This window comes from Streptomyces sp. NPDC101178, assembly GCF_044767965.1.
In the GTDB taxonomy this organism is placed as follows: Bacteria; Actinomycetota; Actinomycetes; order Streptomycetales; family Streptomycetaceae; genus Streptomyces.
Genome location: NZ_JBIWOZ010000005.1, coordinates 448,165 through 468,443 on the forward strand (window position 1 = coordinate 448,165; position 20,279 = coordinate 468,443).

Here is a 20,279-nt window from a genome sequence, read left to right on the forward strand (position 1 = left end):
TTCGACACGCTTCCTCGGGTCTCCACGCGCGCCACCGTACAAGCGCCGACAACGGACACCGGCGCATTTCAGGAGCGACCGCGCTCCAGCCCCTCCGCGATCACCTCCGCCAGGTGGCGCGCCCGCCGCCCGGCCAGCTGGTCCAGTTGCGTGCGGCAGGAGAACCCGTCCGCCAGCAGCTCCGCATCCGGCTCCGCCCCTCGTACCGCAGGCAGCAGTTGCTCCTGCGCACACGCAACGGACACCTCCCAGTGGCCCTTCTCGAAGCCGAAGTTCCCGGCCAGGCCGCAGCACCCGCCGCTCAGTTCGCCCGTCAGCCCCATCCGCTCGCGCAGCCGCCGTTCCGCCGCGTCGCCGAGGACCGCGTGCTGGTGGCAGTGGGTCTGGCCGACAACCGGGCGGTCCAGGCGGGGTGGGGTCCAGTCAGGGGCGTACTCCTCCAGGTACTGCGCGAAAGTCCTTACGGAGGCGGCCAGTTCGGCGGCGCGCGGGTCGTCCGGGAGGAGTTCGGGCAGGTCGGTGCGGAGTGTGGCGGCGCAGCTCGGTTCGAGGACGACGAGCGGGTGGCCCGGCAGCGGGTCGAGCCGGTCCAGGGTGCGGCGCATCACCCGGCGTGCTGCGTCCAGTTGACCGGTGGAGACGTACGTGAGGCCGCAGCACACCCCGCTCGGCGGCGGCAGCACCGTACGCCCCGTCGCCTCCTCCAGCACCCAGACCGCCGCCCGGCCCACCTGCGGCGACAGGTACTCGGTGAAGGTGTCCGCCCAGAGCCGCACCACCTGGCCGGACGAGACGGTCCGCGCCCCCTCGGTCCGGCGGCCCCGCAGCCACCGGCTGTACGTCTGTGTCGCCGGCGCCGGGATCGTGCGCTCGGGCGCGATCCCCGCCAGCCGTTTCGCGAGCGCGGCCAACAGGCGTACGCGGATCAGGGCGTTGAGGGGGCGGGCGAAGGGCGCGGCCAGGCGCAGCCAGCGCGGGAGGCGGCCCATGGCGTAGTGGGCGGCGGGGCGGAGACGGCCTCGGTAGTGGTGGTGCAGGAACTCCGCCTTGTACGTGGCCATGTCGACACCCACCGGGCAGTCGCTGCGGCAGCCCTTGCAGGAGAGGCAGAGGTCGAGCGCGTCCCGGACCTCCTCGCTCCGCCAGCCGTCCGTGATCACCTCGCCCGCCAGCATCTCGTGCAGCAGCCGGGCCCGGCCGCGTGTGGAGTGCGCCTCCTCGCCGGTCGCGCGGAAGGACGGGCACATGACGCCCGCGCCCGGCGCCTGTGCCGTACGGCACTTGGCGACGCCGACACACCGCCGGACCGCGCCCGCGAAGTCGCCGCCGTCCTGCGGGTAGCCGAAGGCCATGTCCACCGGGCGCCCCGGCCCCGGCAGACCGGCGAAGCGGAGGTTCGCGTCGAGCGGGGCCGGGCGGGCGAGGATGCCGGGGTTCAGGCCGCCGTCCGGGTCCCACAGATCCTTGAACGCGCCGAAGAGGGCGACGAGTTCGTCGCCGTACATCCGTGGCAGCAGCTCCGCCCGGGCCTGGCCGTCGCCGTGTTCGCCGCTGAGCGAGCCGCCGTGCGCGACGACCAGGCCGGCCAGCTCCTCGGAGAAGCGGCGGAAGCGGGCCACCCCGGCCACGCTGAGCAGGTCGAAGTCGATACGTACGTGGATGCAGCCGTCGCCGAAGTGGCCGTACGGCGTTCCGCGCAGGCCGTGCTCGGCGAGCAGCGCCCGGAAGGCGCGGAGGTAGGCGCCGAGCCGGGCGGGCGGGACCGCGCAGTCCTCCCAGCCGGGCCACGCCTCGCTGCCGTCGGGCATCCGGGTCGCGGTGCCAGCGGCGTCCTCGCGGATGCGCCACAGGGCCCGCTGCCCGGCCGGGTCGGTGATCACCGCGCCGTCCACCGCGTCGGCCGCACGCAGGATGCGCTCGGCGTGCGCCCGCGCCTCGGCCGGTGTGTCACCGCCCGTCTCGACGAAGAGCCAGGCGGCCCCGCGCGGCAGCCCGGCCGGTTCGCGTACGAGGTCGGCGGCCATGCCCTCGACGGTGAGCGGGCGGTGCGGGAGGAGGCCCGGGGCCGCCTCGGCCGCCGCCGACTCGTCGGCGTACCCGAGGACGGCCAGCGCCCGGGCGCGCGGGGCCTCGACCAGGCGGACGGTCGCCTCGGTGACCACGGCGAGCGTGCCTTCGCTGCCGCAGAACGCCCGTACGGGGTCGGGGCCGCCGGGGTGTTCGGGGAGGAGGGCGTCGAGCGCGTAGCCGGAGATGCGGCGCGGGAGGTCGGGGTAGCCGGTACGCAGGAGCGCGAGGTGGGCGTCGACGAGTTCGCGTACGCCGGGAAGCGCACCGCCCCTCCCCTGCTCCAGCCGCAGTGCCCCGCCTCCGTACCGCACCACCTCCAGTCCCCGCACGTTGTCCGCCGTCGTGCCCCAGGCCACCGAGTGGGCGCCGCAGGAGTTGTTGCCGATCATGCCGCCGAGCGTGCAGCGGCTGTGCGTGGACGGGTCGGGGCCGAAGGTGAGGCCGTGCGGGGCGGCGGCCGCGCGCAGGTCGTCCAGGATCACGCCGGGCTGGACGGTGGCGGTGCGCGCCTCCGGATCCAGGGCGACGATCGAGCGCAGATGGCGGGTGAGGTCCAAAACGAGGCCGGTTCCGGTGGCCTGGCCGGCGATGGACGTACCGCCGCCGCGCGCCACCACCGGTACGCCGTACTCCTGGCAGACCGCCAGCGCCGCCGCGATGTCCTCGGCGTCGCGCGGGGCGAGGACGCCGAGCGGGACGCGGCGGTAGTTGGAGGCGTCCATCGTCGTCAGGGCCCTGGCCGTCGGGCCGAAATCAATCTCCCCGCGTACGGCGGAGCGGAGGGCGGCGGCGAACCCGTCAGGAGCCTCGACGGTCGGGCGGTGCTGCGGGCGATGCTGTTCGGCCATGGCTTCAGAATGCCGTCGGTACGGATGAACTCTTGGGATGTGGACGGACATAATCCCGCAAGCCGCTCAAAAAAGGCCACAAGATCTTCCCAAACAGACCGTCAAGTCTCCTATAGTGACCAAGACTTGAGCAGGAATTAGCAGCTCCAGTTGTGCATGATCGCCCGCACCCGTGGTGAACTGTCCGGATTCGACCGGCACAGTTTCGCCTCGTCCGCACCGTCCGCCACCAAGGACTCCGATTGCGCCCCTCATTCAGGCCCACCGCACTCGCCCTGCTGATCTCGGCAGCCGCCACCGGCACGCTGACCCTGTGGGCCGTGGTCGCGGCCCCCGATACGGTACGGACCCCGCTGGCCTGGGGCGCGGGCGCGGCCGCCGTGCTGCTGAGCATCTGCGTGGCCGTCACCGTCCACACCCTGGGGGCCGCACGCACGCTGCGCTCCCTGCGGGCCGCCGACACCCAGCGGTTCACCTCCGAGACCTCGCGCCTGGTCTCCGCCTCCGCCGCCGAGGCCCAGCGCTTCACCGCGGAGACGGCCAGGGTCAAGGCCGCCGCCTCCGCCGAGACCGCCCGGGTCGCGGCCGAGGCCCGCGCCGAGAACGAGCGGATCGCCGCGGAGGCCGCCGCCGAGCGGTCCCGGCTCTCCGTCACCGTCGACCGGCTCACCGCCCGCGCCACGCGCGCCGAGACCGAGCGGTCCGCCGCCGTCGCGGCCTGCGCCAACGCGGCCGGACGGATGCAGGCCCTGAGCACCAGCATGCTGGCCGACCTGCGGGAGATGGAGCACCGGCACACCGACGAGTCCGTGCTCGGCGACCTGCTCTACCTGGACCACCGCACCGCCCAGGCGGGCCGGCTCGCCGACTCCATCGCCGTACTGACCGGTGCGCGGTCCGGCCGCCGTTGGGCCAAGCCGATCGTCATGGAGTCGATCCTGCGCGGCGCGATGGGCCGCATCGGCTCCTACCAGCGCGTCCGCCTCCACTCCACCAGCGATATCGCGATCGCCGGCCACGCGGCCGAGGGCGTCATGCACGCGCTCGCCGAACTCCTGGACAACGCGGCCAACTTCTCGCCGCCCACCGCCGAGGTCCACGTCTACGTGGAGGAGGTCCCGGCGGGCATCGTCATCACCGTCGAGGACAGCGGCCTGGTCATGAGCGAGGTGCAGCTGCGCCGCGCGGAGCGGGCCGTCTCCGCCGACCACCAGGACCTCACCAACCTCTCCGGCACCCGGCTCGGTCTCGCCGTCGTCGGCCGGCTGGCCCGCAAGCACGGCCTGACCGTCTCCTTCCGGCCCTCCGCCCGCGGCGGCACCGGCGCGCTGATGATGCTCCCGCAGGACCTCATCTCCCGCTCCACCGCACCGGCCCCCGGCCCCACCGCCGCGCTCCCGGCGGCCACCGGCACCGAGCCGGAGCCCTCGCACACCTCGGCCGAGGGCGCGGACACCTCCGACGCCGCGCCCACGGCCCGGTCCACCGCCGACGGCGGGACCGATTCGGCTCCGGCCCAGGAGCCGGCACCCGCGGAGTCGGAGTCCGAATCCACCGGCACCGTCCCCTCGTTCGGCGACAGCGGCCTGCCCAAGCGCCGCCGCGGCCGCACGCTGGCCGCCGCCGAAGCCCGTTCCGGCCACGCCACCCCCGGCGGAGCCGACACCCCCCGGGCCCGTACCACCGACCCGAAGGTCCAGGCAGCGCGCTTCAGCACCTTCAGCCGGGCCGTACGTGCCAACTCCCCGCACCCGGAAGGCAACACCCGATGACCGCGACCACCGACGAGAAGCTCAACTGGCTGCTGGAGGGGCTGCTCGACCGCACCCCCGGCACCCGCCACGCCCTCGTCCTGTCCCGCGACGGCCTCAAGCTGTGCCGCACCCCCGAGCTCTCGGTCGACCAGGCCGACCAGCTGGCCGCGATCTCCGCCGGGATCCAGAGCCTCTCGCACGGCGCGTCCATCGAGTTCGGTGACGGCACCGGCGGCGTGCGCTCCGCGATGGCCGAGTTCTACGGCGGTGTGCTGTTCATCGTCGAGGCGGGAGCCGGCGCCCACCTGGCCGTCGTCGCCGACGAGGACTCCGACGTGGGCCTGGTCGGCCACAACATGAGCGAGCTCGTCGAACAGCTCGGCGAACACCTCGTCGCCCCGCCGCGCACACCCGTGGCAGAGAGCTCGGCCGTATGACGACGGCACCCCGCCCGCGCCCGGGCCGTGACGACGATCCGGACCGGCTGTACACCCTCACCGGGGGACGCAGCCGCTCCGACTCGGCCGCCTTCGACCTGGTGACCCTCGTCGTCGCCGAGTGCGACCCGGCCCCCGGCATGCAGTCCGAGCACACCGCGATCCTGCGGATGTGCCAGGGCCCGACCGCCGTCGTCGAGATCTCCGCGACCCTGAACCTGCCGGTCAGCATCGTCCGCATCATGCTGTGCGACCTGCTGGACACCGGCCGGATCAGCGCCCGCCACCCCCGTACCGCCCGTGTCGCGGACCGGCTCCCCGACCCCGACATCCTGGAACAGGTGCTCGTTGGACTCCGCAACCTCTGACCGCGCCACCCTGAGCGAGACGACCGACAACGGACTGAAGATCGTTGTCGTCGGCGGCTTCGGAGTCGGCAAGACCACCATGGTCCGATCCGTGAGCGAGATCCGTCCGCTCAACACGGAGGAGACGATGACCCGCGCGGGCGAGGCCGTCGACCACCTCGACGGCGTACAGGCCAAGACGTCCACCACCGTGGCGTTCGACTTCGGCCGCATCTCGCTCGACGCACGCTCGGTGCTGTACCTCTTCGGCGCGCCCGGACAGGAGCGGTTCTGGTTCCTGTGGGACCGGCTGTTCTCCGGGACGCTCGGCGCGGTCGTCCTGGTGGACACCCGCCGGCTCGCCGACTCCTGGTACGCCATCGACCGCCTGGAGCACCACGGCACGCCCTTCATCGTGGCGTGCAACGACTTCGGCGGCCCGCTCCACAGCGAGCAGCAGATCCGCGAGGCGCTGGACCTCTCGGAGGACGTGCCGCTGGTGGAGTGCGACGCCCGGGACCGGTCGTCCAGCAAGTACGTGCTCATCACGCTCGTCGAGCACCTCGCCGCGCTCTCCGCCGCCCGCCTGAACGCCGCAGAGGCGGCCGTACCCGAAGCGGCCGCCGACGCCGCGGCGCTGGCGGCGGCCGCCCCGACCCCGGAGCCCGCCCCGTGACCACGACCTCCGGCTGCCCCGTCACCCACGGGTCCGTACCCCTGTCCGGGCCCCGCTTCCAGAGCGACCCCGTCCAGCTCTACCGGGACATGCGGCGCGACCACGGCGCCGTCGCCCCGGTCGTGCTGGACGGCGACGTGCCCGCCTGGCTGGTCCTCGGCTACCGCGAGCTGCACCAGGTCACCGGCGACCCGGCCCTCTTCAGCCGCGACTCCGACCTGTGGAACCAGTGGGACCGCATCCCGGACGACTGGCCGCTGCTGCCGATGATCGGCCGCAAGCAGCCCTCGATCCTCTACACGGTCGGCGAGCGGCACAGCGTCCGCGCGATGATGATCAGCAACGCGCTGGAGGGCGTCGACCCGTTCTCCCTGAAGCGGTACGCGGAGGAGTTCGCGGACGAGCTGATCGACCGGTTCTGCACCAAGGGCGCGGTCGACATCATCGCGGAGTACGCCAAGCTGCTCCCGGCGCTGGTCCTGGCCAGGATCTACGGCTTCTCCGACGAGGAGGCGTATCCGCTGGTCGGCGCGATCAACGACATGATCGACGGCCGGGAGCGGGCGCTGGCCGGACAGCAGCACCTGGGCACCTCGATGTTCCAGCTGCTGGCCGACAAGCACGCCGAGCCCGGCGACGACGTCGCCAGCCGCATGATCGCGGACACGGGCGGCTTCACCGACGAGGAGGTGGCCCAGGACCTCATGGTGATGATGGCGGCGGGCCACCAGCCCACCGCCGACTGGATGGGCAACTCGCTGCGCCTGATGCTCACCGACGACCGGTTCGCCGCCTCGCTCTCCGGCGGCCGGCACAGCGTCGCGGAGGCCATGAACGAGGTCCTCTGGGAGGACACCCCGACGCAGAACGTGGCCGGCCGCTGGGCCGCCCGCGACACCCACCTCGGCGGCCGTCACATCCGCACCGGAGACCTGCTGCTGCTCGGCCTCGCCGCCGCCAACGGCGACCCGCAGGTGCGGACCGACGGTTCGGCGCTGACCGGCGGCAACAACGCGTTCCTCTCCTTCGGCCACGGCGAGCACCGCTGCCCGTTCCCGGCCCAGGAGACCGCCGAGGTCATCGCCCGTACCGGCATCGAGGTGCTGCTCGACCGGCTGCCGGACGTGGACCTCGCCGTCCCCGCCGAGCAGCTCACCCGCCGCCCGTCGCCGTGGCTGCGCGGCCTCACCGACCTGCCGGTGCTCTACACGCCCACGCCCGCCCTGGGCAGACCCGGAAGCCACGGAGGCCCCGTATGACCCGCATCGCGCTCGACCCCTTCGTCAGAGACCTCGACGGCGAGAGCGCCGCTCTGCGGGCCGCCGGCCCGCTGGCCGAGGTGGAGCTGCCGGGCGGTGTACACGTGTACGCGGTCACCCGCCACGCGGAGGCCCGCGCGCTGCTCACCGACAGCCGGGTGGTCAAGGACATCAACGTGTGGGGCGCCTGGCAGCGCGGCGAGATACCGATGGACTGGCCGCTGATCGGCCTGGCCAACCCGGGCCGCTCGATGCTGACGGTCGACGGGGCCGACCACCGCCGTCTCCGTACGCTGGTGGCACAGGCGCTGACGGTCCGCCGGGTGGAGCGGCTGCGGGAGGGCATCCAGGCCCTCACCAACGCGAGCCTGGAGAAGCTGGCGGCCCTCCCTGCCGGGCAGCCGGTCGACCTCAAGGCGGAGTTCGCCTATCCGCTCCCGATGAACGTGATCAGCGAGCTGATGGGCGTGGACGCCGCGGACCACCCGCGGCTGAAGGAGCTGTTCGAGAAGTTCTTCTCGACGCAGACGCCGCCGGAGGAGGTGCCGCAGATGATGGCGGACCTGGGCGCGCTCTTCACGAAGATCGTCAGCGACAAGCGGACGAACCCCGGCGACGACCTGACCAGCGCGCTGATCGCGGCCTCGGAGAACGGCGACCACCTCACCGACGAGGAGATCGTCAACACGCTGCAGCTGATCATCGCCGCCGGACATGAGACCACCATCAGCCTGATCGTCAACGTGGTCGAGGCGCTCCAGACCCACCCGGAGCAGCGCAAGCGGGTCCTGGGCGGCGAGATCGGCTGGGACGGCGTGATCGAGGAGACGCTGCGCTGGAACACCCCGACCTCGCACGTCCTGATCCGCTTCGCCACGGAGGACATCGAGGTCGGCGACAGGATCCTCCCGAAGGGCGAGGGCCTGCTCATCTCGTTCGGCGCGCTGGGCCGGGACGAGGAGCAGTACGGCCCGACGGCGGGCGAGTTCGACGCCACCCGCACCCCGAACCGCCACATCGCCTTCGGCCACGGCCCGCACGTCTGCCCCGGCGCGGCCCTCTCCCGCCTGGAGGCGGGCATCGCGCTCCCGGCCCTCTACGAGCGCTTCCCGGAGCTGGAGCTGGCGGTCCCGGCCACCGAGCTGCGCAACAAGCCGATCGTGACGCAGAACGACCTGTACGAGCTGCCGGTGAAGCTGGGCTGCCCGTTCGGCCACGACGCGTAGAGGTTCCCCGTCACGGGGGTCCACGGGTCGGAGCGCACGTCTCATCGGACGGACACGGTTACGGCACCGTGCCACCGAGGGACTACGCTCCGACTCGTGGCCGACATCCAGATTCCCGCTGACATCAAGCCCGCCGACGGACGCTTCGGCGCCGGTCCTTCCAAGGTGCGGACGGAGGCGCTCGACGCGCTGGCCGCCACCGGCACCTCCCTCCTCGGTACGTCCCACCGCCAGGCCCCGGTCAAGAACCTGGTCGGCGAGGTACGCGACGGTGTGCGCGCGCTCTTCTCCCTCCCCGAGGGTTACGAGGTCATCCTCGGCAACGGCGGCTCCACCGCCTTCTGGGACATCGCGACGCACGGTCTGATCGAGACGAAGTCCCAGCACCTGAACTTCGGTGAGTTCTCCTCCAAGTTCGCCAAGGCCGCGAAGCTCGCGCCCTGGCTGTCCGACCCCACCGTCATCGCCTCCGACCCGGGCACCCACCCGGACCCGCGGGCCGAGGCGGGCGTGGACGTCTACGCCTTCACGCACAACGAGACCTCCACGGGTGTCGCGGCGCCCGTCAAGCGCGTCGCGGGCGCCGACGAGGGCGCGCTCGTCCTGGTGGACGCCACCTCGGGCGCGGGCGGCCTCCCGGTCGACATCACCGAGTCCGACGTCTACTACTTCGCCCCGCAGAAGTCCTTCGCCTCCGACGGCGGCCTCTGGATCGGCGTGTTCTCCCCGGCCGCCCTGGAGCGCGCCGCCCGGATCCACGCCTCGGGCCGGCACATCCCGGAGTTCTTCTCGCTCCCGACGGCGATCGACAACTCGCTGAAGAACCAGACGTACAACACCCCCGCGCTTTCCACCCTCTTCCTGCTGAACGAGCAGCTGAAGTGGATGAACACCCAGGGCGGCCTGGACTTCACGACGGGCCGCACGGCCGCGTCCTCGGGTCACCTCTACGGCTGGGCCGACGAGTCCAAGTACGCGACCCCGTTCGTCACGGACCCGGCGAAGCGCTCGCAGGTCATCGGCACGATCGACTTCGCGGACGAGATCGACGCGGCGGCCGTCGCCAAGGTGCTCCGCGCCAACGGCATCGTGGACACCGAGCCGTACCGCAAGCTGGGCCGCAACCAGCTGCGCGTGGCGATGTTCCCGGCGATCGACCCGGCGGACGTGCAGGCGCTGACGGCGTGCATCGACCACGTCATCGAGAAGCTGTAGCCCTTCGGTTCTCCGCTGCACGGAGACGGCCCGGCACCCGCGTGGGTGCCGGGCCGTCTCCGCATCACTCGACCGGAAGGCACATGCCAGCAGCGCGGTTCGCGGCCGTCCCGCTCCACGATGACGCTGAGGACCCTCGCGCTGCGGAGCCGTTATGGTGCGCCCCATGAGTTCACCCGAGCCTCCCGCGAGCCGCGTCCCCCACGTCCCGTACACCGGAGGCGAGAAGGAGAGCCTGCACACCAGCCTGGACCTGCACCGTGACGCGGTGCTGTGGAAGCTGGCGGGGCTGGACGACGAGCAGGTGCGGCGGCCGATGACGCCGACCGGGACCAATCTGCTCGGGCTGGTCAAGCACCTCGCCGCCGTCGAATACGGCTGGTTCTGCTCGACGTTCGGCCGGGAGACCGAGCCGTTCCGGTTCGACCCGGCGACCGAGGACATGGCGGCCGGCCCCGACGAGACCACCGCCGACATCCTCGCCTTCTACGCCCGCGCCCGCGCCGCCGCCGACGCCGCGATCCGGGAGACGGACCTGGAGACGACCGGCACCGCGTGGGACGGGCGGGTCGTCTCGATGCGGTGGGTGCTCATCCACATGCTGGAGGACACCGTCCGGCACGCCGGCCACATGGACATCGTGCGCGAACTGATCGACGGCGCGGTGGGCCGCTACCCGGGCCTGGAGTGACCAGGTCCCCCGTGCTCACCGCACGCGGCCGCCCGAGTCGTCCTCGTCCTCATCGTCGTCGTCCGGGATGTGCACGTCGAAGACGTTGATGTTGACCTCGACGACCTCCAGTCCGGTCATCGACTCCACGGCCCCGACGACCTGGCCTCTGATCCGGTCGGCCAGCTCGTGGATCGCGACGCCGTACTCCACCTCGACATCGACGTCGATCGCCGTCTGCTTCTCACCCACCTCCACCTTGACCGCCCGCCCTGCGCCAGAGGAGCCGGAGACCCGGCTCGTGACGGCACCCAGCGCCTTCGACGCGCCCTTGCCCACCGAGTGGACGCCGTCGGTCTCCCGGATGGCTATTCCGGCGATGGTGGCCACGACGCCGTCGGCGATGGTGGTCGTGCCGCGCACGCCGCCTCCGCCGCCGCTCTTCGCCGCGTTTCCGCTCCGCGTTCCGATGTCGGCCATGTCCGCCTCACAGAGAGTGGTTGCCACGGGCGCTCTCGTCGCGCCCGTGCGGAACCCCCTCATCCACTCTCCGCCCCTCCGCACCCGTCTGCCATTCGGGGCCGCCGGGCCAGGACGAACCCCTGCGGCGCCCGCTCCGGGAACGGCCCCTCCGTGTCCCGCTCCTTCCGCACCACGGCCCGCACCTCCAGCCCCGCCGCCCGCACCAGCGCGGCCACCCGCTCGGGCTGCCGCCGGTGGAAGACGAGCGAGACCTCCTCGCCCAGCGCCTCCGTCATCCGCAGCGGCTCGTCGCCCACCTGGAAGCCGAGCTGTACGGGGGCGCCGGGGGCCAGCACGCGGTGGAACTCGGCGAAGGCGCGCGGGAGTTCCTCGTCCGGGACGTGGATGGTGGAGTACCAGGCGAGGAGGCCGCCCAGCGAGGCGTCCGGCAGGCCGAGCGCGAGCATGGAACCCTCCTCGAACCGCAGCCCGGGGTGGTCCCGCCGGGCCACCGCGAGCATCTGCGGCGAGAGGTCGATCCCGAACACGTCGAGCCCGAGCCCGAGTTCGCTCAGGTGCGCGGTGACCCGGCCCGTCCCGCAGCCGACGTCGGCCACGGGCAGGCCGCCACCGCCCGCCGCCGCGAGTTCCGCGAAGGTGGCCAGCACCCCGCGCTCCACCGGCTTGGCCGCCAGCTCGCCGCGCGAGAACTCGGCGTAGGCGGGGGCGATGGCGTCGTACGAGTCCCGGGTGGTGCGCTGGAAGTCGGCCGGCGGGCCGGAGGCAGTCATGGCCGCCACCCTAGGCGGCGCATCCCCGGCACTGGCCCCGGCCCCGACCCCGGCCCCGGTGTCAGACCATCGGTTCGCCGCTGACCGTCTCCTCGGGCGGGACGAGGTCCTGGACGACGTCCCAGTGCTCGACGATGCGGCCGTTCTCCAGCCGGAAGATGTCGACGATGGCGACGGGCCCCGGCGCCCAGCCGTGCACGACGCTGTGGGTGAACACGAGGTCGCCCTGTGCCGCGATCCGCCGAGGCTCCCACCGGAAGCCCCGCAGATCCGGGACCGCGGCACGCAGGGTGTCCAGGCCGCCGGGCATCCCGGGACTGTGCTGGACGTAGGGCTCGGCCCAGTACCGGTCGAGCGCCGTGAGGTCCTTCTCGCCGAAGAGCTCCCGCATGGCGGTGAGGACGGTCGCGGTGTTGTCCCGGGCCCGGTCCGCCTCGGGGTGTTGGGTCACAGTCATCTCTCCTGACTCCTCGATGATTCCGGCGGGCCGGGGGTCCTTCCCCGCCGCCCTCATACGGAAGGGGGCCGGGCTCCCTCCCCGCCGTCCGTACGCTCGTACCGCAGCGCGCCCGAGGGGCAGCGCCGCACCACCGCCGCCACGCGATCGGCGTCGGCACCGTCGGGCCGGATCCACGGGCGCCGGCCGGTGTCGAACACCTCCGGCAGACCGCGGACGCACTCGGCGGCATGCCGGCAGCGCCCTGCCTCGAAGGTCACGGTGATCGACTGCCCCTCGTAGGACCGCCTGTCCGTCCGCTCGCTCATTCCGGGCCTCCGTTCAGTCGCTGACACTGCTGCGGGACTGGTAGAGCAGGTCCTGGTACTCGGGGTGCCGGGCGATCCATCCCGCGAAGAACGGGCAGGTGGGCAGCACCCTCAGCTGCGCCGCGCGCGCCTCGTCGAGGGCGGTGCGGGCCAGGGCCGACCCGACGCCCTTGCCCTCGTACCGGGGCGAAACCTCGGTGTGGAGGAACGCGATGAGTTCCGTCGTACGGAGATAGTCCGCGAAGCCCGCGACCTCGGGCTCCCCCTCGATCCGCGCCTCGTACCGCTTGGCCTCGGGAACGTCCTTCACTGCGACTGCCATCTGTCCTGACCTCTTCTCTCCGTTCGTGCGCACCGGCCCGGTCCGGGCGGTGCGTCCTCGTCCCTCGTCCTACCCGCCCGGGTCAGGCGGCGCTCCTGGACCGCCCGGCGGCCAGGAGCTGCATCTCCCAGGCGAAGGCCACCCCGGAGGCGCCGCCGTGCTGGGCCTGGACCTCCGCGGCCGCCGGCACCGTCTCCTCGCGGGCCCAGTCCCGCTGCCACTCGCCCAGCACAGCCATCCAGGTGATCGGGACGACGCCCGCCTGGACCATGCGGCGCACCGCCATGTCATGAGCCTCGGCCGACACGCCCCCCGACGCGTCGGTGACGGCGTAGACGTCGAAGCCCTCGCCGGCCGCCTGTATGGCGGGCATGGCCAGGCAGATCTCCGTCCAGAGCCCGGCGAGGACCAGCTTCTTCCGCCCGGTCGCCTTGACGGCGTCGACGACACGCTGGTCCTGCCAGGTGTTGATGAAGGTCCGGTCGATCGGCTTCTGCTCCGGGAACACGTCCTGGATGCCCTGGATGAGCAGGCCACCGCGCTCCTCCAGGACGGTCGTCAGGATGGTCGGGACGCCGAAGGCCTTGGCGGCCTTGGCGAGTCCGACGACGTTGTTGACGATCATCGTCGGCTCGTGGCTGTTCAGGTTGGCGAACTGGAAGGGCTGGTGGTCGATCAGTACCAGGACGCTCTCCTCGGGCGTCAGCAGCGCGTCGAGTCCGGCCTTGTTCGGGGTGCTGACGGTGCTCATGGGGGTGTCCCTTCTGGAGCCGTACGCCATTTAGTTGACGCGTCACCCACACTAGGCAGAGATGGTTGACGCGTCAACTAGCCCTGATGGCAACTACGCTTCCCCCATGGACGCACCGCCTCGCTGGCTTACCCCGGAACAGCAGGTCGCCTGGGACAGCTTCATCCGCATGCAGGAGAAGCTCATCGGACGGCTCTCCCGCCAGGTCCAGGCGGACTCCCGCATGTCCCCCGCCGACTACCTCGTGCTGGCCAAGCTCACCGAGGCCGGCGGGCGGATGCGCCTCACGGAGCTGGCCAAGCTGGTGGAGTGGGAGAAGAGCCGTATGTCCCACCAGGTGGGGCGGATGGCGAAGCGCGGACTCGTGGCCAAGGAGGACTGCCCCGACGACGGCCGCGGAGCGTTCGTCGTCGCCACCCCGGCGGGTCGCGAGGCGATCGAGGAGGCCGCGCCCGTCCATGTGGACCACGTGCGGCGGCTGTTCGTCGACGCCCTCACCCCGGAGGAGCTGGCCGCCCTCGCCCGCATCTGCGACCGCGTCCTCGGCCACATGGAGAAGCAGCCCGACTGACCGGCCACCACGGCTCCAGGCCTCCCGCGCTCACCGGCCGAGCAGCCGGAACCGCCGTACCGCCAGCGGCAGGAAGACCAGCGTGATCACCACCGGCCACACCACGGCCATCAGCAGGGCGTGCTCCTCCACCCAGGTGCCCCCACCGGCCACCGGGTTGCCGAACAGCTCGCGGGTGGCGGTCGCGGTCGACGAGATCGGGTTCCAGGCGGCGACCGTGCCCAGCCAGCCCGGCATCAGGGACGGGGCGACGAAGGTGCTGGAGATCATCGTGAGCGGGAAGGCGACCGCGTACAGCCCGCCCGCGGCCTCCGGCGTCGGCACCAGCAGGCCCAGCCAGACGCCCACCCAGATCAGGCTGAACCGCAGCAGCAGGAGCAGCCCGAACGCGCCCACGGCGGGCAGCACCCCGCCGCCCGCACGCCAGCCGATCAGCAGCGCGGTGGCGGCCAGGATCGCCAGCTCGGCACCCGCCACCACCAGGTCGGCCGCACCTCGCCCGGAGGCGAAGGCGGACGGGGCCATCGGCATGGACCGGAAGCGGTCGACGACGCCCTTGCCGGCGTCGGTGACGACGGCGACTGCGGTGTTCATGAAGCCCATGGCCATGGTCATGGCGAACATCCCGGGCATCAGGAACTCGCGGTAGTCGCCGCCGCCCGGCACCTTCATGGCGCTGCCGAAGACGTAGCCGTACAGCAGGACGGAGAGGATCGGGAAGCCGAGCTGCCAGACGACGGCGGAGGGCTGGCGCTGGTAGTGGGTGAGGGTGCGGCGGGTGATGTTCCAGCAGTCGACGACGGCCCAGTGGGCGAGGCCGTGGTCGCGGGGCGCCTCGGTCGCGGTGTGTACGGTCATGCCGCCGCCACCTCCCGTACGGCCTGCGGGTCGCCGGCCCCCGGGTCGTCGGCGCCGGGGTCGTCGGCACCCGCGCCGTGGCCCGTCAGCCGGAGGAACACGTCGTCCAGGCTCGGCCGGCGCAGCCCGATGTCCTCCACCGCGATCCCGTCGTCCCTAAGGCTGCGGGCCACCTCGGTCAGCGCGGCCACCCGGTCGGCGACCTGGGCGTGCACCCGGCGGGTGGTGGCGTCGGTGGCCACGAGCCCGCCACCGGCCACCCGGTCCACGGCTCGCGCCACCGCCGCCAGGTCGTCCGGCTCCGCGGCGACGACCTCGATCCGGTCGCCGCCGACGCGGTTCTTCAGCGCGTCCGGAGTGTCGTCGGCGATGGCCCGGCCGCGGTCGATGACGGTGATGTGCGAGGCGAGCCTGTCGGCCTCCTCCAGGTACTGCGTGGTGAGCAGCACGGTCGTGCCGCTCGCGACCAGGGCCCGTACCGCGTCCCAGACCTCGCCCCGCCCGCGCGGGTCGAGCCCGGTCGTCGGCTCGTCCAGGAAGAGCACGTCGGGCGAGAGGATCATCGAGGAGGCGAGGTCGAGCCGCCGCCGCATGCCGCCGCTGTACTCCGTGGCGCTCCGGTCGGCCGCCTCCACCAGGTCGAACCGTTCCAGCAGCTCCCCGGCGCGGAGCCGGGCCCCGCGGTTGCCGAGATGGAAGAGGCGCCCGAACATCTCCAGGTTCTGCCGCCCGGTGAGGCCCTCGTCGACGGCGGCGTACTGACCGGCGAGCCCGATCCTGCTCCGTACGCGGCGGGGCTCGCGCCCCACGTCGATCCCGGCGACCTCGGCCCGGCCCGCGTCGTACCGCAGGAGCGTCGCGAGGACGCGTACGGCGGTGGTCTTCCCGGCCCCGTTCGGGCCGAGCAGGCCGTGGACGGTGCCGGGCCGGACGGCGAGGTCGAACCCGTCGAGCGCCCGTTTCTCCGCCCCGCCCCTCCCCCGCGCCCGGTAGCGCTTGACGACCCCTTCGGCGAGCACGGCGTACCCGGACGCCCCGGACGCGAACTCCGGTTCCGACGATACGGACATGGCGCATCCCCCTGTTCTCCGGCCTCCGACCGACCCGGAAGCGAATTGAGTACACCGTACCCCAAACTGAGTACGACGTACCCGAATACGAGTACGGCGTACTCACATCGCCTCCGGCGCACTACGCTGCCCCCATGGCGAAAGACGGATCGACAGCGGCGACGACACCGGCGGCGACCGGCCGGACGACGGACGGCACCACGGCCGGGAGCGGCGACATAGCGCGCAGCCTGGAGCTCCTGTGGGGCACCGGCGACCGCCCCAGCCGCGGCCCCAAACCGGCCCTCACGCTGGAGCGGATCGTCACGGCCGCGATCGCCGTCGCGGACGCGGAGGGCCTCTCCGCCGTCTCCATGCGCCGGCTCTCCACGGAGCTCGGCACGGGCACGATGTCGCTCTACCGGTACGTCCCCGGCAAGGCCGAACTCCTGGACCTGATGCTGGACCGGGTACTGGGCGAGTCGCTCGCCGCCGAGCGTGACGGCGGAGAGGGCGCGCCCGAGGCCGCCGAGCCCGAGAGCGGCAGCGCCCCCGGCGACTGGCGGGCGGCGATCGACACCATGGCCCGGACCCACCTGGACAACCTGCGCCGCCACCCCTGGCTGCTGAAGATCAACCAGGCCCGTACGGTGCTCGGTCCCAGCGCCCTGCGCGGCCTGGAACTCTCGCTCACCGCGCTGCGCTCGATGGGCCTGCGCGATCCGGAACTGATCGGCGTGATCATCACGGTCAACAGCTTCGTGGAGGGCCTCGCCGGCACGCAGGCCGACGCGGCGGAGGCGGTGGCGCAGACCGGGCTGAGCGACGAGGAGTTCTGGGAGAGCCAGCGCCCCTACCTGGAGCGGGCCATGCTCAGCGGCGGGTACCCGATGATGGCGGGGATGGCCGAGGACACCTTCAGCGCCGACTTCGACCACTTCACGTTCGGGCTGGAACGGCTGATCGCCGGTTTCGAGGCGCTGGTGGCGGAGCGGAAGGCGGACGGGCCGGCCGGCTGACCGACGTACGGCACATGACCGGACATGACAGGGCGCCGGGCGCGTGCCCCAATGGATACATGGACGCCAGCCGGGAGCTAGCCCCTTTCGTGAAGCAGTACGCCGTCCTGCTGAGCACGCACCGCCAGGACGGCACGACGGTCGGCACGCCCGTGAACATCGCGGTGGAGGGCGATCACGCGTTCATCCGTACGTTCTCGTCCGCCTGGAAGGTCGAGCGGATGCGCAACCACCCGAAGGTGGAGCTGGCGCCCTGCACGGTCCGGGGCAGACCCACGGGACCGCGGATCAGCGCCCACGCACGGCTGCTGCGGCCGGGCACGAAGGAGAACACGTACGCGGCGCGGATGCTGTCGCGGAAGTACCCGGTCGTGCAGGGCGTGCTGGTGCCGCTGGTGCACCGGCTGAAGCGGGACAGGACGCTGCACTACGAGGTGTGGCCGGTGGTGAACGGCGACTGAGACCGGCGACCGGGGCTCGCGTACGAAGCGCCCTCCCGCCCCTGCCCCGTCACCCCCGCTTCTTCCGGAGCGCGAACCACAGAACTCCGACCCCGATGACGACCACGGCACCGAGCCCCACGCTCCCCTTGCCGTCCTCACCCTGACCGTCACCGGTCCCCTGAGCAGGACCGCCGCTCCCCGAAGGCTTCCCCGGCTCCCGGCCGTCCTCCTTCTCCGGGCGCCCCTCGACCTCCACACGCACGACCCCACTGCCCGCCCCCTCTGAGCCGAACATCAGGGCCGAGCCGTCCGCCGTGTACGTCACCGACTCCGCCTGCCGCTGGAACGGCGCGGCGACCGAGCGGCTCTCCCCGAGGCGGCCGTCCGCGAAGTCGTACACGCGGGCGCTGAAGTACGAACGCAGCACCAGCGAGCCGCCGTCCGGCGAGAAGGCCCCGTCGGTCACCCACGGCACCTCGCCGACCCGCCGGAAGATGTTCGGAGCGCCGGTGGTGAGCTCGGCGGGCCCTTCGTAGAGGCCGCCGCCGTCCTCGTTCTTGGAGGCGATGTAGACGCGTCCGGTCTTCGGGTGGACCATCAGCGCCTCGGCGTTGCGGGCGCCGTCGGCGTACTTCACGTCGTACTGGGTGGCGGTGACGGTGGCGTCGCGGAGCGCCTTGGGCTCGGGAAAGCGGTAGATCCAGACGTGGCTCCAGGTGCCGTCCAGGTTGTCCCCGATGTCACCGACGTAGATGTCCCCGTCAGGGCCGATCGAGATGCCCTCCACATCACGCGGCTCACCCACGCCCCGCATGGTGATGGTCGCGACGGTCTTCCCGGTGCGGGAGTCGACGGCGAAGACGTAGGGGCCGTCGTCGCTGTCGTTGTGCGTCCAGTAGACGCCGGGGTGCAGACGGCTGGCGGCGAGGCCGCTGGACTCGGTGATACGGGGGTCCTCGATCGTGAAGTCACGGTCGGCATCCCCGTCGGCGGCGACGGCGGGGCAGGCGGCCCCGAGGAGCAGCAGGAGGGCTGCGGCGGGAACGGCGAGACCTGCGGCGGCCCGGTGGCGGCTCGGATACGAACGCATGGCCCAAGTGTCCACGGTCGCGGGCCCGTCCACCGCGGAGTCCGCCCCCGCCCACCCCACCGTGTCCATCGTCACGTCGCAGGCCACAGCCGTGATCGGCCATGATGACGCCATGCGTTTTCTCCCGGTCGGCGACTCCATGACCATCGGCGCCACCGGCGACTTCACCTGGCGCTACCGGCTGTGGCAGCACTTCGAGGCGGTCTGCCCGGCCTCGTACGAGATCGTCGGCCCGCGGACGACGCTGTACGACCCCGCGGCGAACGCCCCGCTCTCCGACGCGTACGCCGACCCGTCCTTCCCGCCCGCCGCGCGCGGGCACCTGGCGGGCTGGGGCGAGGGGTGGCTGCACATGGCGCCGGTGATCGCGGACGCGGTGCGCGCGGCGGAGGCGGACGTGCTGCTGGTCTCGCTGGGCCTGATAGACCTCGGGTTCTACACGGACGCCGAGCAGACGGCGGCCAACGCGCGCGCGTTCATCGCGGCGGCCCGCACGGCCGACCCGCACATCCGGATGGTGCTGCTCCCGGTGATACCGAACGTCCGGGCCGAGTCGGACGCGCCCTTCGCCGCCTCCTGCGCCCGCTTCAACGAACTCCTCGCCAAGGCCGTGGCCGACCTGGACACCCCGGCCTCCCCGCTCCTGCTGGCCTCGCGCCCGCCGGGCTACGACATCCACACGGACACGTACGACGGCACCCACCCGGGCCCGACCGGCGAACACCTCCTGGCGGCCGCCTTCGCGGACGCGATGCACCAGGCGTGGGCACTGGGCGGCCCGTACGCACGGCAGCCCGCGCTCGTCGGCGGACCGGTCACCGCGGAGGGCTGACACGCCCCGACGCCGGCTCCCACACCGAGCAGTCGTGCGCGAAGAACACCCGCCCCGGCTCGAACGCGGCCAGCCGGTCCATCCAGGGCCGGTACGGCGGAAGCGGCGGCGCCACCCCGTCGAGCGCGGCACGCCGGGCCAGCTCGTCGGAGGCGTACTGCGAGGCGAAGTCATGGGCCTGCCCGGCAAGGACGACGACCGTGCCGTCCCCCTGCCGGACGACCAACGACTGGTGCCCGTCGGTGTGCCCCGGAGTCGGCACGACCCACACCCCGGGCCAGATCTCGGCCTCCCCGGAAAGCTCCTCGTAACGCGCACCGGGAAAGTCGACGAGCGCGTCGATGGTGTACCCGCCCCGCCGCGCGGTCGCCAACTCGGCCTCCTGCACCAGGACGGGCACGCCCGCGAGCAGAGGATTGCCGCCGATGTGGTCGAAGTGGAGGTGACAGTTCACGACGAGGCCCACGTCCTCAAGTCCCGCCCCCACAGCGGCCAGCGCGGCCTGCAACGGGCGGCGCCGGGGCCGGTAGTGCGCCTCGGCCCCGGAATCCCCGGCCCCGATCCCCGTATCGAAGAGAAGCCGCCCGCGCTCATGCTCGACGAGATAGGCGAGAACCGGTTCCACTCTGGGCTGCGCCCCTCCGGTCTCGGACGCGGGCCGCACGAAGAAGCCGAGATCGAGACGGTGGACGGCGACGGTCTCGGTCTCGGATACGTTCGCGTTCGCGTTCGTACGCTGGGTCATACGGGCAGCCTGGCAGGTGGGCGGGGCGGTGTGCGGCGGCTCTGCCGACAGCAGAGCCGCACCCATGGGCGTGGGCCAC

Annotated in this window: 23 protein-coding genes; 12 read left to right on the forward strand and 11 right to left on the reverse strand. The window is 72.6% G+C overall.

Features of this window, described 5'->3' with window-relative positions; translation table 11 throughout:
* Positions 1-68 precede the first annotated feature (68 nt).
* Positions 69-2,918, reverse strand: coding sequence for an FAD-binding and (Fe-S)-binding domain-containing protein (locus ACIRR8_RS17875; RefSeq protein ID WP_404065227.1), 2,850 nt, complete (start codon positions 2,916-2,918; stop codon positions 69-71).
* A 242-nt stretch (positions 2,919-3,160) separates the two neighbouring features.
* Here ACIRR8_RS17875 and ACIRR8_RS17880 point away from each other — a divergent pair, with 242 nt between their 5' ends.
* The 8 genes from ACIRR8_RS17880 (at position 3,161) to ACIRR8_RS17915 (ending at position 10,523) form a co-directional block, all read left to right on the forward strand.
* Entirely contained in the window at positions 3,161-4,690 is a 1,530-nt protein-coding gene (locus ACIRR8_RS17880; protein WP_404065230.1) for an ATP-binding protein, read from the forward strand.
* Positions 4,687-5,109, forward strand: a complete 423-nt coding sequence (locus tag ACIRR8_RS17885) for a roadblock/LC7 domain-containing protein (protein ID WP_053559945.1) — start codon at positions 4,687-4,689, stop codon at positions 5,107-5,109. Before ACIRR8_RS17880 ends, ACIRR8_RS17885 begins: the two co-directional genes overlap by 4 nt.
* Positions 5,106-5,477: a DUF742 domain-containing protein gene (locus ACIRR8_RS17890; RefSeq protein WP_356747423.1), complete on the forward strand. Its 372-nt coding sequence runs from the start codon at positions 5,106-5,108 to the stop codon at positions 5,475-5,477. The genes ACIRR8_RS17885 and ACIRR8_RS17890 overlap by 4 nt, the downstream gene beginning before the upstream one ends.
* Positions 5,458-6,132, forward strand: a complete 675-nt coding sequence (locus tag ACIRR8_RS17895; protein WP_404065234.1) for a GTP-binding protein — start codon at positions 5,458-5,460, stop codon at positions 6,130-6,132. The genes ACIRR8_RS17890 and ACIRR8_RS17895 overlap by 20 nt, the downstream gene beginning before the upstream one ends.
* Positions 6,129-7,391: a cytochrome P450 gene (locus ACIRR8_RS17900; protein WP_404065237.1), complete on the forward strand. Its 1,263-nt coding sequence runs from the start codon at positions 6,129-6,131 to the stop codon at positions 7,389-7,391. Before ACIRR8_RS17895 ends, ACIRR8_RS17900 begins: the two co-directional genes overlap by 4 nt.
* Complete coding sequence (locus tag ACIRR8_RS17905) at positions 7,388-8,617, forward strand: cytochrome P450 (protein ID WP_404065239.1); 1,230 nt, start codon at positions 7,388-7,390, stop codon at positions 8,615-8,617. Before ACIRR8_RS17900 ends, ACIRR8_RS17905 begins: the two co-directional genes overlap by 4 nt.
* A gap of 96 nt (positions 8,618-8,713) precedes the next feature.
* Positions 8,714-9,832, forward strand: a complete 1,119-nt coding sequence (serC, locus tag ACIRR8_RS17910) for a phosphoserine transaminase (protein WP_404065242.1) — start codon at positions 8,714-8,716, stop codon at positions 9,830-9,832.
* A gap of 166 nt (positions 9,833-9,998) precedes the next feature.
* Positions 9,999-10,523: a DinB family protein gene (locus tag ACIRR8_RS17915; protein WP_404065245.1), complete on the forward strand. Its 525-nt coding sequence runs from the start codon at positions 9,999-10,001 to the stop codon at positions 10,521-10,523.
* Positions 10,524-10,538: 15 nt separating this feature from the next.
* Here ACIRR8_RS17915 and ACIRR8_RS17920 read toward each other — a convergent pair whose 3' ends face one another.
* The 6 genes from ACIRR8_RS17920 to ACIRR8_RS17945 form a co-directional block, all read right to left on the reverse strand.
* On the reverse strand, positions 10,539-10,982 hold the full coding sequence (locus ACIRR8_RS17920; protein ID WP_404065247.1) for an Asp23/Gls24 family envelope stress response protein: 444 nt from the start codon (positions 10,980-10,982) through the stop codon (positions 10,539-10,541).
* 59 nt (positions 10,983-11,041) lie between these two features.
* Positions 11,042-11,755 (reverse strand): class I SAM-dependent methyltransferase, encoded by a 714-nt coding sequence (locus ACIRR8_RS17925; protein ID WP_404065250.1) that lies wholly within the window; start codon positions 11,753-11,755, stop codon positions 11,042-11,044.
* 61 nt (positions 11,756-11,816) lie between these two features.
* A complete protein-coding gene (locus ACIRR8_RS17930) occupies positions 11,817-12,212 on the reverse strand; it encodes a nuclear transport factor 2 family protein (RefSeq protein WP_404065252.1) in 396 nt (131 codons plus the stop codon).
* Between the two features lie 53 nt (positions 12,213-12,265).
* A complete protein-coding gene (locus tag ACIRR8_RS17935) occupies positions 12,266-12,520 on the reverse strand; it encodes a (4Fe-4S)-binding protein (protein ID WP_404065255.1) in 255 nt (84 codons plus the stop codon).
* A gap of 13 nt (positions 12,521-12,533) precedes the next feature.
* The gene (locus ACIRR8_RS17940; protein WP_404065258.1) at positions 12,534-12,842 is read right to left on the reverse strand and encodes a GNAT family N-acetyltransferase; all 309 of its coding nucleotides are present in this window, start codon (positions 12,840-12,842) and stop codon (positions 12,534-12,536) included.
* Between the two features lie 82 nt (positions 12,843-12,924).
* Positions 12,925-13,593: a hydrolase gene (locus tag ACIRR8_RS17945; protein ID WP_404065261.1), complete on the reverse strand. Its 669-nt coding sequence runs from the start codon at positions 13,591-13,593 to the stop codon at positions 12,925-12,927.
* Positions 13,594-13,699: 106 nt separating this feature from the next.
* Here ACIRR8_RS17945 and ACIRR8_RS17950 point away from each other — a divergent pair, with 106 nt between their 5' ends.
* A complete protein-coding gene (locus tag ACIRR8_RS17950; RefSeq protein ID WP_404065263.1) occupies positions 13,700-14,164 on the forward strand; it encodes a MarR family winged helix-turn-helix transcriptional regulator in 465 nt (154 codons plus the stop codon).
* Between the two features lie 30 nt (positions 14,165-14,194).
* On the opposite strand, the gene ACIRR8_RS17955 is transcribed toward ACIRR8_RS17950, so the two are convergent.
* Together ACIRR8_RS17955 and ACIRR8_RS17960 are read right to left on the reverse strand one after the other, a co-directional pair.
* The gene (locus ACIRR8_RS17955; RefSeq protein WP_404065266.1) at positions 14,195-15,022 is read right to left on the reverse strand and encodes an ABC transporter permease; all 828 of its coding nucleotides are present in this window, start codon (positions 15,020-15,022) and stop codon (positions 14,195-14,197) included.
* Complete coding sequence (locus ACIRR8_RS17960) at positions 15,019-16,092, reverse strand: ATP-binding cassette domain-containing protein (protein WP_404065269.1); 1,074 nt, start codon at positions 16,090-16,092, stop codon at positions 15,019-15,021. Before ACIRR8_RS17960 ends, ACIRR8_RS17955 begins: the two co-directional genes overlap by 4 nt.
* 134 nt (positions 16,093-16,226) lie before the next feature.
* Between ACIRR8_RS17960 and ACIRR8_RS17965 the strand changes: the two genes are divergently transcribed.
* Together ACIRR8_RS17965 and ACIRR8_RS17970 are read left to right on the forward strand one after the other, a co-directional pair.
* Complete coding sequence (locus tag ACIRR8_RS17965; RefSeq protein WP_404065272.1) at positions 16,227-17,090, forward strand: TetR/AcrR family transcriptional regulator; 864 nt, start codon at positions 16,227-16,229, stop codon at positions 17,088-17,090.
* A 59-nt stretch (positions 17,091-17,149) separates the two neighbouring features.
* Positions 17,150-17,551 carry a PPOX class F420-dependent oxidoreductase gene (locus ACIRR8_RS17970; protein WP_404065275.1) on the forward strand — a complete coding sequence of 134 codons (402 nt, stop codon included), beginning with the start codon at positions 17,150-17,152 and terminating at the stop codon, positions 17,549-17,551.
* Between the two features lie 49 nt (positions 17,552-17,600).
* Here the strand turns inward: ACIRR8_RS17970 and ACIRR8_RS17975 are convergent, their stop codons facing one another.
* Positions 17,601-18,623, reverse strand: coding sequence for a WD40 repeat domain-containing protein (locus tag ACIRR8_RS17975; RefSeq protein WP_404065278.1), 1,023 nt, complete (start codon positions 18,621-18,623; stop codon positions 17,601-17,603).
* Between the two features lie 112 nt (positions 18,624-18,735).
* Here ACIRR8_RS17975 and ACIRR8_RS17980 point away from each other — a divergent pair, with 112 nt between their 5' ends.
* Entirely contained in the window at positions 18,736-19,455 is a 720-nt protein-coding gene (locus ACIRR8_RS17980) for a GDSL-type esterase/lipase family protein (protein ID WP_404065535.1), read from the forward strand.
* Here the strand turns inward: ACIRR8_RS17980 and ACIRR8_RS17985 are convergent.
* Positions 19,439-20,200, reverse strand: a complete 762-nt coding sequence (locus tag ACIRR8_RS17985; RefSeq protein WP_404065281.1) for an N-acyl homoserine lactonase family protein — start codon at positions 20,198-20,200, stop codon at positions 19,439-19,441. The genes ACIRR8_RS17980 and ACIRR8_RS17985 overlap by 17 nt on opposite strands.
* Between the last annotated feature and the right edge of the window lie 79 nt (positions 20,201-20,279).